This window comes from Ascidiaceihabitans donghaensis (assembly GCF_900302465.1).
In the GTDB taxonomy this organism is placed as follows: Bacteria; Pseudomonadota; Alphaproteobacteria; order Rhodobacterales; family Rhodobacteraceae; genus Ascidiaceihabitans; species Ascidiaceihabitans donghaensis.
The window spans coordinates 1,196,914-1,210,062 of record NZ_OMOR01000001.1 but is presented as its reverse complement, the minus strand read 5'-3'; the positions used below and the strand labels follow the sequence as shown (position 1 = coordinate 1,210,062).

15 protein-coding genes and 1 riboswitch are annotated in these 13,149 nt (G+C 55.6%); of the genes, 4 read left to right on the top strand and 11 right to left on the bottom strand.

Translation table 11 applies throughout. The features are described from left to right. Positions 1-12: 12 nt before the first annotated feature. The gene (bla, locus tag ASD8599_RS06045) at positions 13-927 is read left to right on the top strand and encodes a class A beta-lactamase (protein WP_108827701.1); all 915 of its coding nucleotides are present in this window, start codon (positions 13-15) and stop codon (positions 925-927) included. 67 nt (positions 928-994) lie between these two features. On the opposite strand, the gene metK is transcribed toward bla, so the two are convergent. The 8 genes from metK to miaB form a co-directional block, all read right to left on the bottom strand. After that, the gene (gene metK / locus ASD8599_RS06040) at positions 995-2,176 is read right to left on the bottom strand and encodes a methionine adenosyltransferase (RefSeq protein ID WP_108830032.1); all 1,182 of its coding nucleotides are present in this window, start codon (positions 2,174-2,176) and stop codon (positions 995-997) included. Positions 2,177-2,180: 4 nt separating this feature from the next. Then, a riboswitch (SAM-SAH riboswitch) is annotated at positions 2,181-2,230 on the bottom strand. Positions 2,231-2,261: 31 nt separating this feature from the next. Beyond that, positions 2,262-3,719 (bottom strand): apolipoprotein N-acyltransferase, encoded by a 1,458-nt coding sequence (gene lnt / locus ASD8599_RS06035; protein ID WP_245925943.1) that lies wholly within the window; start codon positions 3,717-3,719, stop codon positions 2,262-2,264. A gap of 29 nt (positions 3,720-3,748) precedes the next feature. Continuing rightward, a complete protein-coding gene (locus ASD8599_RS06030) occupies positions 3,749-4,702 on the bottom strand; it encodes a hemolysin family protein (protein ID WP_108827699.1) in 954 nt (317 codons plus the stop codon). Positions 4,703-4,728: 26 nt separating this feature from the next. Next, positions 4,729-5,241, bottom strand: a complete 513-nt coding sequence (gene ybeY, locus ASD8599_RS06025; RefSeq protein WP_108827698.1) for an rRNA maturation RNase YbeY — start codon at positions 5,239-5,241, stop codon at positions 4,729-4,731. Positions 5,242-5,300: 59 nt separating this feature from the next. After that, positions 5,301-6,308: a PhoH family protein gene (locus tag ASD8599_RS06020; protein ID WP_108827697.1), complete on the bottom strand. Its 1,008-nt coding sequence runs from the start codon at positions 6,306-6,308 to the stop codon at positions 5,301-5,303. Between the two features lie 123 nt (positions 6,309-6,431). Next, complete coding sequence (locus ASD8599_RS06015) at positions 6,432-6,746, bottom strand: hypothetical protein (RefSeq protein WP_108827696.1); 315 nt, start codon at positions 6,744-6,746, stop codon at positions 6,432-6,434. Positions 6,747-6,758: 12 nt separating this feature from the next. Next, positions 6,759-7,346, bottom strand: coding sequence for an OmpA family protein (locus ASD8599_RS06010; RefSeq protein ID WP_181364419.1), 588 nt, complete (start codon positions 7,344-7,346; stop codon positions 6,759-6,761). A 204-nt stretch (positions 7,347-7,550) separates the two neighbouring features. Then, on the bottom strand, positions 7,551-8,876 hold the full coding sequence (gene miaB / locus ASD8599_RS06005) for a tRNA (N6-isopentenyl adenosine(37)-C2)-methylthiotransferase MiaB (RefSeq protein WP_108830030.1): 1,326 nt from the start codon (positions 8,874-8,876) through the stop codon (positions 7,551-7,553). Between the two features lie 136 nt (positions 8,877-9,012). On the opposite strand from miaB, the gene ASD8599_RS06000 reads away from it, so the two are divergent. The 3 genes from ASD8599_RS06000 to ASD8599_RS05990 all read left to right on the top strand — a co-directional run bounded on the left by ASD8599_RS06000 (position 9,013) and on the right by ASD8599_RS05990 (position 10,932). Then, on the top strand, positions 9,013-9,885 hold the full coding sequence (locus ASD8599_RS06000; RefSeq protein WP_108827695.1) for a glycosyltransferase family protein: 873 nt from the start codon (positions 9,013-9,015) through the stop codon (positions 9,883-9,885). A gap of 76 nt (positions 9,886-9,961) precedes the next feature. Further along, positions 9,962-10,324 (top strand): MerR family transcriptional regulator, encoded by a 363-nt coding sequence (locus tag ASD8599_RS05995; RefSeq protein WP_108827694.1) that lies wholly within the window; start codon positions 9,962-9,964, stop codon positions 10,322-10,324. Then, positions 10,321-10,932, top strand: a complete 612-nt coding sequence (locus ASD8599_RS05990; RefSeq protein ID WP_108827693.1) for a short chain dehydrogenase — start codon at positions 10,321-10,323, stop codon at positions 10,930-10,932. Before ASD8599_RS05995 ends, ASD8599_RS05990 begins: the two co-directional genes overlap by 4 nt. Positions 10,933-10,959: 27 nt before the next feature. Here the strand turns inward: ASD8599_RS05990 and ASD8599_RS05985 are convergent, their stop codons facing one another. The 3 genes from ASD8599_RS05985 to irr form a co-directional block, all read right to left on the bottom strand. After that, positions 10,960-11,250 (bottom strand): hypothetical protein, encoded by a 291-nt coding sequence (locus ASD8599_RS05985; protein WP_108827692.1) that lies wholly within the window; start codon positions 11,248-11,250, stop codon positions 10,960-10,962. A gap of 180 nt (positions 11,251-11,430) precedes the next feature. Beyond that, positions 11,431-12,237, bottom strand: coding sequence for a phytanoyl-CoA dioxygenase family protein (locus ASD8599_RS05980; protein ID WP_245925941.1), 807 nt, complete (start codon positions 12,235-12,237; stop codon positions 11,431-11,433). Between the two features lie 279 nt (positions 12,238-12,516). After that, a complete protein-coding gene (gene irr / locus ASD8599_RS05975; RefSeq protein WP_181364418.1) occupies positions 12,517-12,927 on the bottom strand; it encodes a Fur family transcriptional regulator Irr in 411 nt (136 codons plus the stop codon). Positions 12,928-13,149: the final 222 nt, after the last annotated feature.

The window sequence follows — 13,149 nt, the reverse complement described above, 5'->3', positions numbered from 1 at the left end:
AGCCTGTGTATCATGACAACCGCGAATATCGTGTCATTGCTGCGCAGTCTGTTCAACAAGGTCCTTTGGGCGGCTTTCGCTTTTACATATCCTTTGGTGTCTCAGGTTCAGGCGCAAACTGTGCCTGATCCGGCTATGGTGGCGCGGACCGTCGCAACTTTAGAGAAGACGCTGGATGCACGCGTTGGTGTTTATCTGTTCGACAGCGGCACAGGGTGGCAGTGGGGACACCGCGAAACCGAACGTTTCTTGATGGCCAGCACCTTCAAGCCCTTGTTGTGTGGCGCAATTTTGGCACAAGCCGATGCAGGGGCACTCAATCTTGAAGATCGTATTGACGTCCGCAAACAAGACGTGGTGCCCTATGCACCCGTTACCGAAACACATGTCGGTCACTCAATGTCCATCCATGATCTGTGTTTCGCGACGCTTGATCTAAGTGACAACACTGCGGCCAACCTGCTCACCAACCGTTTGGGCGGGCCGCAAAACGTGACGGCGTTTTTGCAAGCTATCGGGGATGACGTCACGCGACTTGATCGGCTGGAACCCGACGTGAACACCTTTGTGCCAAACGATCCCCGCGACACCACATCCCCAATCGCTATGACGCACAGCTGGGCGACTTTGCTTTTGGGGGATGCTCTGCAGCCAAAAAGCGCCACGCAATTGGCTGAATGGTTAAGTCATGGCGGCGTTACGGGGCAATTTATCCGTGCGCATGCACCGCAAGGCTGGCAGGTTTTAGATAAATCTGGCGGCGGTCGCCACCACACACGCAACCTTATGGCGATGGTCACGCCACCCGGAGAACCACCTGTGTTTGTCGCGATTTTCGTGTCTGACACACCCGCTGATTGGGACACGCGTAATGCAGCTGTCAGTACATTGGGCGCGGCGGTAATCGAGATGCTTTTGGCCCGTTAAACACGTGGCAGTCACCCGCAGAAACGGGGCCCAAAGGCCCCGTTTTCATTCTAGATGAAGCTGACGATCAGAGGGCCGCTTTGAGCGCGTCGACCAGATCGACTTTTTCCCATGAAAAGCCACCATCCGCTTCCGGGGCACGACCAAAGTGGCCGTAAGCCGCTGTGCGTGCGTAGATTGGCTTGTTCATGCCCAGATGCGAACGGATGCCGCGCGGGGTCAGGTCCATGACTTGATCAATGGCCCGCTCGATAGCTGCTGGTTCTACTTCGCCTGTGCCGAATGTGTCGCAATAAATCGACAGCGGTTTGCTGACGCCGATGGCATAGCTTAGCTGGATTGTGCATTTTTCAGCCAAGCCCGCCGCCACCACGTTTTTCGCCAAATAGCGTGCAACATACGCGGCAGAACGGTCCACTTTGGTTGGATCTTTGCCGGAAAACGCGCCGCCGCCGTGTGGGGCTGCACCGCCGTAGGTGTCGACGATGATCTTTCGGCCTGTAAGGCCCGCGTCTCCATCTGGACCGCCGATGACAAACTTGCCCGTCGGATTCACGTGCCATGCGGTGTCAGCATCAACCCAGCCTTCTGGCAATACTTCTAGGATGTAGGGTTCTACAACTGATCGCACGTCAGCGCTGGTCATGTTTTCGTCCAGATGCTGTGTGGACAACACGATGGATGACACGCCCACAGGCTTGCCATTCTCGTAGCGCACAGACAGTTGCGATTTGGCATCTGGGCCAAGCGTGGGTTCGGTGCCATCTTTGCGCACTTCGGCCAAGCGGCGCAGGATTGCATGGGAGTATTGGATCGGCGCTGGCATCAACGCATCGGTCTCATTGGTGGCATAGCCAAACATGATCCCCTGATCGCCCGCACCTTCGTCTTTGTCGCCAGACGCATCAACACCCTGCGCGATATGGGCGGATTGTTCGTGCAACAGATTGGTGACTTCGACAGTCTTCCAGTGGAATTTGTCCTGTTCGTAACCGATGTCTTTGATGCAATCGCGCGCGATTTGCTCAATGCGGCCCATGTAGTCTTTCAGCTTGTCTTGGTCAGACAGGCCCACTTCGCCCCCAATGACAACGCGGTTGGTTGTGGCAAAGGTTTCAGCGGCAACACGCGCTTCTGGCTCTTCAGCCAGGAAGGCGTCCAAAACTGCATCAGAAATGCGGTCACAGACCTTATCAGGGTGCCCCTCAGAGACGGATTCCGAGGTGAAGGTATAGTTTTGACGGGACATGAAGTGCTCCAAATATAAAATAAGCGCCACGTCAGGAAGCCGTTGTGGCGCGTTTCATCTGCGGTACTTGGCCAAAGCGTCCGCGTCAACGCCTAGATAGGGTGCCCTTTCGCCTTTTCAAACCCCCTGTGAGTACAAGCAACACCAACAACGTCAAAGTAACCGGAAAATCGCCTGTGCGGCTGTATAGGGTCGGCGGCAATGGCACGGGCAGACGCGCATCCACATGACCCGCTTGGTTCAAAGGCAATGACGCCAAAACTTGCCCCTTTGGCCCGATCATTGCCGAAATGCCTGTGTTGGCAGCACGCGCCATTGGCAGGCCTTGTTCGATGCTGCGCATTCGGGCTTGCGCCAGATGTTGAAGCGGCCCTTTGCCTGCGCCAAACCACGCGTCGTTTGTAACTTGCATCAAGAAGTCGGGCCGCGACGGCGCACCTGACACGTCATGGGCAAAAACGGCCTCGTAACAGATCAAGGGCAATGCTTTGCCAAGTTCTCCCAAATCCAGAACCTGAGGCCCCGGCCCCGCGCCGAACCCCGATCCGAAATTTTCGGCCAAACCACGCAGCCCCAAACGTTCCATCAGGGGGGCCAAAGGCAAGTATTCACCAAAAGGCACAAGATGATGTTTGTCATATGTATGCGATACAATTCCGCCGGTTTGCACAACCACCAGACTGTTGAAGTACTTGCCGTCCTCGTAACGCTGCAAACCGGTCACAACGGGGGCGCCGCGTGCGCGTTCCGCTGCAGCGGCAAACACGGGGCCTGCGTGTCGGGCAAGATAAGGCAAGGCCGTTTCGGGCCAGATCACCAGATCCGGGGCACCGCCCGCAGCCGTGGCGTCAAGCAGACGGTTCGTGAAGACCGGAAATTTGTCTGCGTCCCATTTTTCGTGCTGCGGTGCATTTGGTTGAACAAGGCGGACCGTATGATCTGTCAATGCGATGTCCGTGTTCGGCACAGGTGCGATCAACACCCCAAGCGATGCCGCCAAAAGACCCCAACGCGCCCAATGGCCGACACAGATGATGCCCCACGCCGCAAAGCACAACCCCAGCATCAGCCCATGCGGGCCAACCCATGCCAGCGCTTGTCCTGCCACCACATCAACAGTGGCCTGTGGCGGCATGGCCCAAGGAAATCCGGTAAAAATGTAAGCGCGGCTGATTTCGGCCAAAGGCCACGTCAGCACCAAGGCCCATGATGACCCAAATGCGCGCGCCACGCCAAATGCGGCCGCCCAAAAAAGGGCCAGCCCCGCGCTGAGAAGCACAAGGGCAAACGGCGCCATCCAGCCGTGTCGCGCCGCGTCCACCATGAAGGGTTCGGTGATCCAAGTCAGACACAAGAGGAAATATCCCGTGCCGAACAACCAGCCTGTGCGGGCAGCGTGCCAGTGGTTTTTGGTGCCCGCATGTAAAAAGAACCCCGCACACAGGCACACCAACAGTGTCCCCGGGATGCTGTAAGGTTCCTGCGCCAACCCGCCAATGGCGCCACACAACAGAGCCACACACATCTGCAGGGTTCGAGGCAACCGCTCGATCTTTGCGCGAAAGCTTTGGATCACGCGCTTTGACCGCTCAGTCGGACCCGCAGCCGCTTGATGCGGCGTGGGTCAGCGTCAATGACCTCGAATTCGGGGCCTTCGGGATGAATAACAACCTCACCTCGTGTTGGCACGCGCCCTGCAAGCATAAAGACCAGCCCGCCCAGCGTCCCTATTTCTTCTTCGTCCACGTCTTCGTGGTCGGTCAGCGACCGGCCGATTTCGGCCTCAAAGTCTTTCAACGGCGTTTTTGCCAACGCCAGATAGCAGCCGGTTTTTTCAAGGCTCCAGAACTGGCCTTCGTCCACATCGTGTTCGTCTTCGATTTCCCCCACAACCTGTTCGATCAGATCTTCGATCGTCAAAAGCCCGTCTACACCACCGTATTCGTCAATCACCAAAGCCATGTGGCGACGTTCCGCCTGCATTTTTGTCAACAATACCCCGATGGTCATGGAAGGCGGCACAAACAACAGTGGGCGCAGCATGGCCTGCATATCAAAATCCTTGCCGCCGCCGTTAAACCCATGGTTCAGCGCCAGATCCTTGAGGTGCGCAAACCCTAACGGCGTATCAAGCGTCCCATCGTAAACAGGCAACCGTGTCATGCCGCTGTCTTTGAACACCGCAACCAGTTCGTCCAGCGAAGCCGTGACCGCGATTGCCGTTATGTCAGCTTTGGGAATGGCCACATCTTCCACACGCATACGGCGCAAGTTCATCATGCCGTGGTCTTCGCGCCCCATTGCTGGCGCTTGTTCAGGTGCTACGGTTTCACCGACATCCGTAGGGCTAAGTGCCCCGATGACGCGCGAAAAGAAACCGCCCGGTTTTTCACCTTGTGTGGCAGGGGCCAATTCGTTCGAAGCCGTCGCAGTGTCCTGCGCGTTGTGCATCGGATTGTTTGTCATGCCTGTGTCTGGCTGCGCGCGTTGCGCCGCGTCAGACGATCCGTCAGTTGTGTCGCCCATTGGGTCCTTTGGTGGCTTAAGGCAGATTATCCTGCCGATGGTAGATAATATGGGTCATCCAACCCCAGTTTGCCAAGTATCTCGACCTCAGTTCGTTCCATCAACGTGGCATCAAGGTCACGGATATGGTCGTACCCCAGAAGATGTAACATTCCATGAACCAACAAATGCGTCACATGATCGGCCATTGGCTTGCCCGCCAGAGCGGCTTCAGATGCGCAGGTATCATAGCTGACCGCAACATCGCCCAATTCAAGCGTGCCGTCAAAATCCGGCGTCGGTGCAAGGGGCGCGCCCCCCGCGATCTCGGCCCCCAATTCAGCGTAGGGCCAGCTGAGTACATTTGTCGCTGTCGGTTTTTCACGAAATGCGCTGTTCAGTTCAGCAATGCGGTTGTCATTACATGCCAAAAGCGAAATTTCGCCTGTGGCCAATCCCAAATGCCCCAGAGTTTCATGCGCGGCCTTATGTGCCAAGCTGTCCAAAGACAGCGCATCCCAGCGTGTGTCTTCAATCGTGATGTCGAGCGTTATAGACATGGTGTGTTACCCGGGGGGCCAGCCCCCGGACCCCCGGGATATTTTTAGCGAAAAGAAAATCAGGCGTCGTCGGCCTCATAGGCTTCGATGATCGCAGCCACAAGCGGGTGCCGCACCACGTCCTTAGATGTGAAATAGTTGAAGCTGATATTCGGGATTGTTTTTAGCAACCGTTCTGCATCGGACAGCCCGGATGGCACACCACGCGGCAAATCGATCTGTGTACGGTCGCCAGTGATCACCATACGCGACCCTTCGCCAAGCCGTGTCAGGAACATTTTCATCTGCATTGATGTGGCGTTTTGGGCCTCGTCCAACACCACAAAGGCATTGGCCAGTGTCCGCCCCCGCATGAAGGCCAAAGGTGCGATTTCGATCTTTTTGTCTTCGATCAGTTTCGCCAACTGCTTGCCCGGTAAAAAGTCGTTCAATGCATCGTAAAGCGGCTGCATGTAGGGGTCTACTTTGTCTTTCATGTCCCCGGGCAAATACCCAAGCTTTTCGCCAGCCTCTACAGCGGGACGTGACAGGATAATTTTGTCCACATGTCCGCCGATGAACATGTTAACGCCCACAGCCACCGCCAGATAGGTTTTGCCTGTACCAGCTGGCCCGATCCCGAATGCCAATTCATTATCAAACAGCGATTGCACATAGGCTTTTTGCGCCTCGGTGCGTGGCTCAACTGTCTTTTTGCGGGTTTTGATTTCAATCGATGCGCCCACCGGCATTTCAAGCTGGTCACCGGACCGCACGCCTGTACCGGCCTCGGAGGTGCCCATGCGCAATTCGCGGTCCACATCGGCGGGTTCTACGTCTTTGCCCGCTTCAAGACGGCGGTACAGCCCGTTCAGCACTTCGGCGGCGCGTAATTGATTGGGATCTTCGCCCATAATCGCCAATTCGTTCCCACGGCGAATGATCTGCACCTCAAGAGCTGCTTCCACAGCCGCAAGATGCGCATCATACGCTCCGCATAGGTCGATCAACAGGCGGTTGTTGGCGTATTCAAGCAAAATAGGGCGCGCCACAGTCGTGGCGGATGTTGTCGTATCGCTGGTCGGCAAATCAAGGTCCTCTCAAGAGACGTGTCAGCCATGGAAATAGGATGAACCGTTATCAGGTCCATAAAACGCAAAACGGGCCGGAGTGTACAACACCCCAGCCCGATTTTTTGGATATCGGCACGCTTAGAGCGGATCGTTGATCGTTTGGTTGCCTTTGTAGGGGCCGGTTGCCGTGTTAGGCGGCGCAATGCCGGAACATACAGGCTTGCCAAATTGGTCAAGACGCTGGGACAGATAGCCTTCGATGCCATCGTCGATAATCCAGTGGTCACAGCCGTTCGGATCAACCCAAACACCAGCCACAAGCTGGCTCAGGTCTTTCTTTTTAAAGCCGTAATCGATGGTTTTGTTGGTATTTACTTTACCACCGCCGCCTTCGCCACACGCGGAGATCAGGCCGCAGCACCCCAGCACCAGAGCTGTTTTAAGAAATGTCATGTCAGCTCTCCCTTAGCGGATACAAATGATTTCGACGCGGCGGTTCTTCGCCATGCCACCAGCCGTCTTGTTGGACGCGGCAGGCAAACGTTCGCCGTAGCCACGCACGTCTGCGATACGTGCACCAGCGCTTTGCGCCACACCGGCCACAGCAGAGGCGCGGTTAAAGGATAAGCGCATGTTGTATTGGTCAGAGGCGCGGCTGTCTGTGTGACCTACGATAATGTAGCTGACTGCACCGGCAGACTGGAAGAACTGGGCCAAACGCGCTTTGCCATCCGCAGAGATGCGTGCGCTGTTTGTTTTGAAGAACTGGTCAGAGTTCATAACGCCACACACGTTGCCCCGGCGGCAGACCGGAATACCCTGACGGTTTGTGTGTGGTGACATGTAGCCTTCGTAGCCGTCGTCCATAACCCAATGTTCGCATCCATCGGGATCAACCCAGATGGTTGGCACATAACGTTCGTTCGTTTTGGCATTGTTGCGTTCAAAAATGCCTTGAGCAGACGCGCTGTCGACAACAGCCGTCAGGCCAACAGCAATTGTTGCTGTAGCGGCTAGACACGTGCGCACTGCTTTGGAAATCGAATATCCCACAGCCCTGTTCCTTTTATTATTCCCCCACAAAAGCCTCGCATCTGTCCCAGTTGGTCATTGGCTTTCGACGATACGGATCACGATATGAAAAAACGACTGACGTGTGAAGTCACTTTAACCATATATTGTGGTTTAATTGGCGGCAGTTACCACAATAACCCGCTGATTTCACACAATTGCATGCTGATTGGGCAAGATATTGCCTTACAGGATCAATTCACCCGCCAGAGAATTGGTCCCGGCAGAGACGATTCTTACCGGGCGCACCTCTCCGATTGCAGCAGAGCAATCCTTGACATGCACCGCATGCAAATGATCGGATTTGCCCACCATTTGGCCGTCCATGCGGCCCGGCTTTTCGAAAAGAACACCAACGGTGCGCCCGACCATCGCATCCTGAATAGCGCGTTGGTGATGCGTGATCAGCCCTTGCAGGCGTTGCAACCGGTCATCAGCGGCCGCCGCATCGACAAGCGGCCTTTCGGCTGCGGGTGTGCCCGGACGGGTCGAGTACTTGAAGGAATAGGCATAACCGTATTTGACCTCTTCGACCAAATCCATGGTTGCTTGAAAATCTTCCTCTGTTTCCTCGGGAAAGCCCACGATGAAATCACCAGACATGACGATATCGGGACGGGCCTCGCGGATGCGTTCGATCAGTCGCAAATAGCTTTCAGCTGTGTGGCTGCGGTTCATTCGTTTCAGGATGCGGTCACTTCCCGATTGCACCGGCAAATGCAGATACGGCATCAGCTTGGCACAGGTGCCATGTGCCTCGATCAGGTCATCGGTCATGTCGTTGGGATGCGATGTGGTGAAGCGGATACGTTCCAGCCCGTCCACTTTGTCCAGATCCCAAATCAGCTTTGCCAAAGTGTAATCCGACCCATCTGGTCCTGCACCATGGTAGGCGTTGACGTTTTGACCCAAAAGCGTGATTTCGCGTACTCCGCGTTCCACCAGATCGCGGGCTTCGGTCAGGATACGGTCCACGGGTCGGCTAACTTCTGCACCGCGCGTGTAGGGCACGACACAAAAGGCGCAGAATTTGTCGCAGCCTTCTTGCACCGTCAGAAACGCAGACGGGGCACGTTTTGCCTTTGGGCGTGCCTTCAGGTGTTCGAATTTATCCTCTTCGGGGAAATCGGTATCCAGCGCTTTTTGGCCCTTTTGGGTTTGCGCCTCCATTTCCGGCAAACGGTGGTAAGACTGCGGGCCCACCACCAAATCAACAAGCGGCTGACGGCGCATAATCTCGCCGCCCTCGGCCTGAGCCACACAGCCCGCAACGCCAATTTTCAAGTCCGGCTTCACGTCTTTGAATTTGCGCAAACGCCCCAGATCAGAATAGACTTTTTCAACGGCCTTTTCACGAATGTGACAGGTGTTCAAAAGGATCATATCGGCATCCTCCTGACGGTCCGTTTCCACATACCCCTGCCCGCCCAATGCCTCAGACATGCGTTCGCTGTCATAGACATTCATCTGGCAGCCATAGGTTTTAATGAATAGCTTTTTGGGGCCGGTCATTTTGGAGCTGGTCATGGGGCAATCCGGTCATGTGGGAGTGGGCGCGATTGCGGCACGACTTATCAGGCGCGTGTGACGCTTGCAATGCACGGCAAATTAACCGATTCTAGGCGATAAGAAGAAAAGCAGGCAGGCAATGCAGTACGACAGTTTAGATACATTCATCAAAGACGGGGCAGAGATTTTGGCCAAAGGGCCTATTTCTATCGTTTTGGTTGAGGATGAGGTGGAAGTCGCCACAACACTGCGCCACAACCAGCAAGCCGGATTTGTGAACATCATCGCCGTGATGCCGCCTGAATTTGACCTTCCACGCGATTTGCAAAACACCGTGCACCGCATTGATCACGCCTTGACCAGCTCTGAAGCGGCCACCGAGGCGATGAACCGCTTGATTGCAGCAGCAGCGCCAGGCGTCTGGATTTACTACTGCTTTAACGCTGAATACCTGTTCCATCCGTTCTGCGAGACCCGCAGCATCGGGGAAATGTTGGCGTTTCACACAGAAGAACGCCGCGATGCGATGCTGACATATGTGTTGGATTTATATGCAGATGATCTGGACAGGCACCCCGATGCAGTGTCGCTGGATGCCGCACATCTGGACCGTTCCGGATACTATGCGCTGGCGCGTGCCGATATTGAAAACCACGGCCATCCAAAAGATCGCCAGTTGGATTTCTTCGGGGGGTTGCGCTGGCGTTACGAAGAACACATCCCGCCCGCACGCCGCAAGATTGACCGGATTTCTATTTTCCGTACCAAACCGGGATTGCAGCTGCGTGAAGATCACACGTTCTCGGACGAAGAATACAACACCTACGCCTGCCCTTGGCACCACAACATCACCGCAGCGGTTTGTTCGTTTCGCACCGCCAAAGCGCTAAAGCGCAATCCGGGAAGCCGTTTTGATATCCACACCTTCAAATGGCACAACTCTGCCCCGTTCGAATGGCATTCGCGGCAATTGCTGGATTTGGGGCTGATGGAACCGGGGCAATGGTTTTGACACATCCAAAGATGTCTTGACTTAGAGTTACTTCAACCCGGTAACACGCCATAAGGGGTTTGAAGGAACACAGCATATGAAGATTTCGGAAGCAGCCCGCGCCAGCGGTTTATCGACCCACACGATCAGATACTACGAGGCGTCGGGCATGCTGCCGGGTGTTTTGCGTGGCACGGACGGGCACCGCCAGTTTTCACCAGAAAACGTTGATTGGCTGGCCCTGCTGGCATCGCTGCGCGACACTGGCATGCCACTCAAAACCATGCGCCACTTTGCAGGGCTGTACCGCAAGGGTGACGTGACGGTGCAAGACCGCAAAGACATTCTGTTCGCCCATGATACTTATCTTCAGGGTCAACAGGTCAAACTGACGGCGTGCCGCGCCTTGCTGGAACACAAGCTGGAACGCTACAACGATTTGTTGGGGGCAACATCATGAACATTCTTGTCATTGGTGCAGCAGGTGACATCGGACAGGCAGCTTGCGCCGCATTGAAAGCCAATCACACGCTGATCCGGGCCGGGCGTTCGGGCGGTGATGTTCACGTCGACATGTCGGACAGCGCGTCTGTGGATGCGATGTATGCGCGCATTACAGACACCTTCGGAACATTGGGCGCAGTGGTCTGCACGGCAGGTGACGCGCATTTTGCCCCGCTTTCCGATCAAACCAGCGACACGATGATGCTGGGCCTGCACCAAAAGGTCATGGGGCAAATCAATCTGGTACTGGGGGGATTGGGACATCTGGCTGATGGCGGATCTTTCACCCTGACCAGCGGCATTTTGGACCGTGATCCGATTGTCCAAGGGGTCGGGGCCGCAACGGCCAATGGTGCCCTTGCCGGTTTTGTCAAAAGTGCCGCTATTGAAATGCCGCGCGGGCTGCGCATCAACGTGGTCAGTCCCGGGATGCTGGATGTATCGGCAGCACGCTACGGGGCTTGGTTCGCGGGGCACACGCCCGTGGCATCAGACCGGGTCGGACGTGCGTTTGTCAAAAGCGTAGAGGGCGCGCAAACAGGCCAGGTGATCACAGTGGATTAAGCCCGCTTGCAGTTCGTGCAAAACCTTTCAGGCCAAGGCACGCGCAAATGCGATTTCGGGCTGTAAAGGCGATGCCGCAAACAGCGAAATATTCACATCATTCCACATGCCGTTTTGAAAAAGATATGTGTTTTGACCGACGGCATTCTTGTAAGTCATCGACTGCAATGCGCCGCCGATAGCATAATTCACGTGCAAATGCGGGGTCAAAGCCCACGGCTCACCCACACCTGCTGCAAAAAACAAGTCGGCTGGGAATCCGGAATAATGTTCCTGCCAACCACGGGCAGTAAAGGATGCTGGTGTGACTGTGGGCATAGTCTGTCTCCTGAAAAAGGCGCACCTGAAAAGCGGCGCAAAAGCTGAAATACATAACGAAAACACCAAGAAATGTTGGGGTGTCGACTGCGTACAGCTTGTCAGCCTTTGCCCGAGCGATCAAGTGCTATGCACGCAATACGCGTAAGCGATGCTGACCGTGGGTTCCGCACCGGGCCTTCAATTGCCCTTCAACATCGGAAACCAATCTTCACGCAACCGTTGGCCGGCCACCATGTCATGCCCCGGAAAGGGCGGTGACGTCGGCCCCGGCCGCTCCACGTAACGTGCATCGTCGCCAACAAGGCGCAACGAAAACGCACGTCTGCGCGACGAGGACGTATTGCCACGCGCACCATGCAACGTCCGGTAATGAAACGCCACGGCGTCGCCCGGCTGCATCGCATATTCAACGACGCGCATGCCTTCCGCCTCGGGGTCAGGCGCAGGGATATAGGGGGCCGGATCAAAGAAAGGGTCCCCTTTTGCCCAGCGCGTCGGCAACACATCTTTGTCCCAAAGATGTGACCCTGCAACACACCGCAAAGACGCATCCGTTACCTCGTCCAAAGGCGACCAAAAGCTAACAGTCTGCTGACCTTGCACAAAGTAATATGGTCCATCCGAATGCCACGGCGTCGCCATGGACGTACCGGGTTCCTTGACCAGAACATGATCATGGAACAATTGCACAGACGTTGACCCCATCAAGTCCGCAGCAACATCCGCCGCCCCCGACGTCCGAATGACCTCTTCAAACTCTTCGATGCGCTGCCAATTGCAGTAATCATCAAAAAACCGCCCCGTTTCCCCCTTGCGGTCGTTGTTGGAGGCATAGGGACCAGGGCGTTCCATGTTGCGTGCAACCCCGTCCCGCAATGTATCCACATGGTCCGCAAACAAGCCTGGAATCAAAACCACGCCGTCCGCTTGATAGGTGGCAATCATTTCAGGGGTGGCCATGACGGCGCTGGATTGTGCAGGCATTGCGGCATCTTCTCATGGGAATGTCATTTAGGCGGGATGATAGCGCGATTCGACGGGTCCCGCACAGTCTGCAATCATGTACACTGGTGGAAATCCTTACCTTGAGGCAAGATGCCTCACAGGCCAATACAGCGGTGTCGCGCAATTGTTGGCGCGGGCGTACTCAGGTAACGAGTAACCCTACACCTACCAACGATTGCGGTTCATCCCCCCTGATCTGAGGGGATAGGCATGGGAACAGTCCAAAGCTTTTGAAAGACCCGTAGGGTCAGGGCCGCGTTACTTGCGACGCAAACGGATAACCACATCCACGGATGCGATTTCGGCACCCGCTGGGACGTTCGGCAACTGCGAGATAACCAGTTGATCCGACGGTGCATCGGTCAAAACCGCTTCGTCTTCCCAATAGAAGTGGGGGTGGTCATGTGTGTTGGTGTCAAAATAGCTTTTTGAACCATCCACAGTCACCTCTTGCATCAATCCCACGTCGCAGAACGCGCTGAGGGTGTTGTACACAGTTGCCAAGGATACAGGATGGCCTTCGGATTTGGCCGCTTCAAACAGACTTTCAGCCGTGACGTGACGATTTTGGCCGTCACCCACAAGCAACGCCGCCAAAGCCACACGCTGACGTGTGGGGCGTAGTCCGGCTGAAGCCAACCAGTCAGAGCCAACCTGTTGATGCGACATTTCAATTCACCTTTCCAAGTGCGTTACTTGCATATGTAGAACTGTTGCGACTGATTTTCAATTCAAAACCCCCGCACTGTGACGAACATGCACTAAGGCGCGACACGGCAAAGCCATACAACGACAACGTCACGTATCCTGTGCATCCTGCAACGGGCGCGCCCTTGCAGTGCGCCAAGCGCAAATGCTAGAGGGAATTAACGAAACTTCGATCAGGAGACG

Coding starts and splice junctions, on each gene's coding strand:
- ybeY (WP_108827698.1), bottom strand. CDS start 5,241: ATGTCTATAACGCTCGACATCACGATTGAAGACACACGCTGGGATGCG.
- ASD8599_RS05980 (WP_245925941.1), bottom strand. CDS start 12,237: ATGCCTGCACAATCCAGCGCCGTCATGGCCACCCCTGAAATGATTGCC.
- ASD8599_RS05985 (WP_108827692.1), bottom strand. CDS start 11,250: ATGCCCACAGTCACACCAGCATCCTTTACTGCCCGTGGTTGGCAGGAA.
- irr (WP_181364418.1), bottom strand. CDS start 12,927: ATGTCGCATCAACAGGTTGGCTCTGACTGGTTGGCTTCAGCCGGACTA.
- bla (WP_108827701.1), top strand. CDS start 13: ATGACAACCGCGAATATCGTGTCATTGCTGCGCAGTCTGTTCAACAAG.
- ASD8599_RS06000 (WP_108827695.1), top strand. CDS start 9,013: ATGCAGTACGACAGTTTAGATACATTCATCAAAGACGGGGCAGAGATT.
- ASD8599_RS06030 (WP_108827699.1), bottom strand. CDS start 4,702: ATGGGCGACACAACTGACGGATCGTCTGACGCGGCGCAACGCGCGCAG.
- ASD8599_RS05990 (WP_108827693.1), top strand. CDS start 10,321: ATGAACATTCTTGTCATTGGTGCAGCAGGTGACATCGGACAGGCAGCT.
- ASD8599_RS05995 (WP_108827694.1), top strand. CDS start 9,962: ATGAAGATTTCGGAAGCAGCCCGCGCCAGCGGTTTATCGACCCACACG.
- ASD8599_RS06015 (WP_108827696.1), bottom strand. CDS start 6,746: ATGACATTTCTTAAAACAGCTCTGGTGCTGGGGTGCTGCGGCCTGATC.
- metK (WP_108830032.1), bottom strand. CDS start 2,176: ATGTCCCGTCAAAACTATACCTTCACCTCGGAATCCGTCTCTGAGGGG.
- miaB (WP_108830030.1), bottom strand. CDS start 8,876: ATGACCGGCCCCAAAAAGCTATTCATTAAAACCTATGGCTGCCAGATG.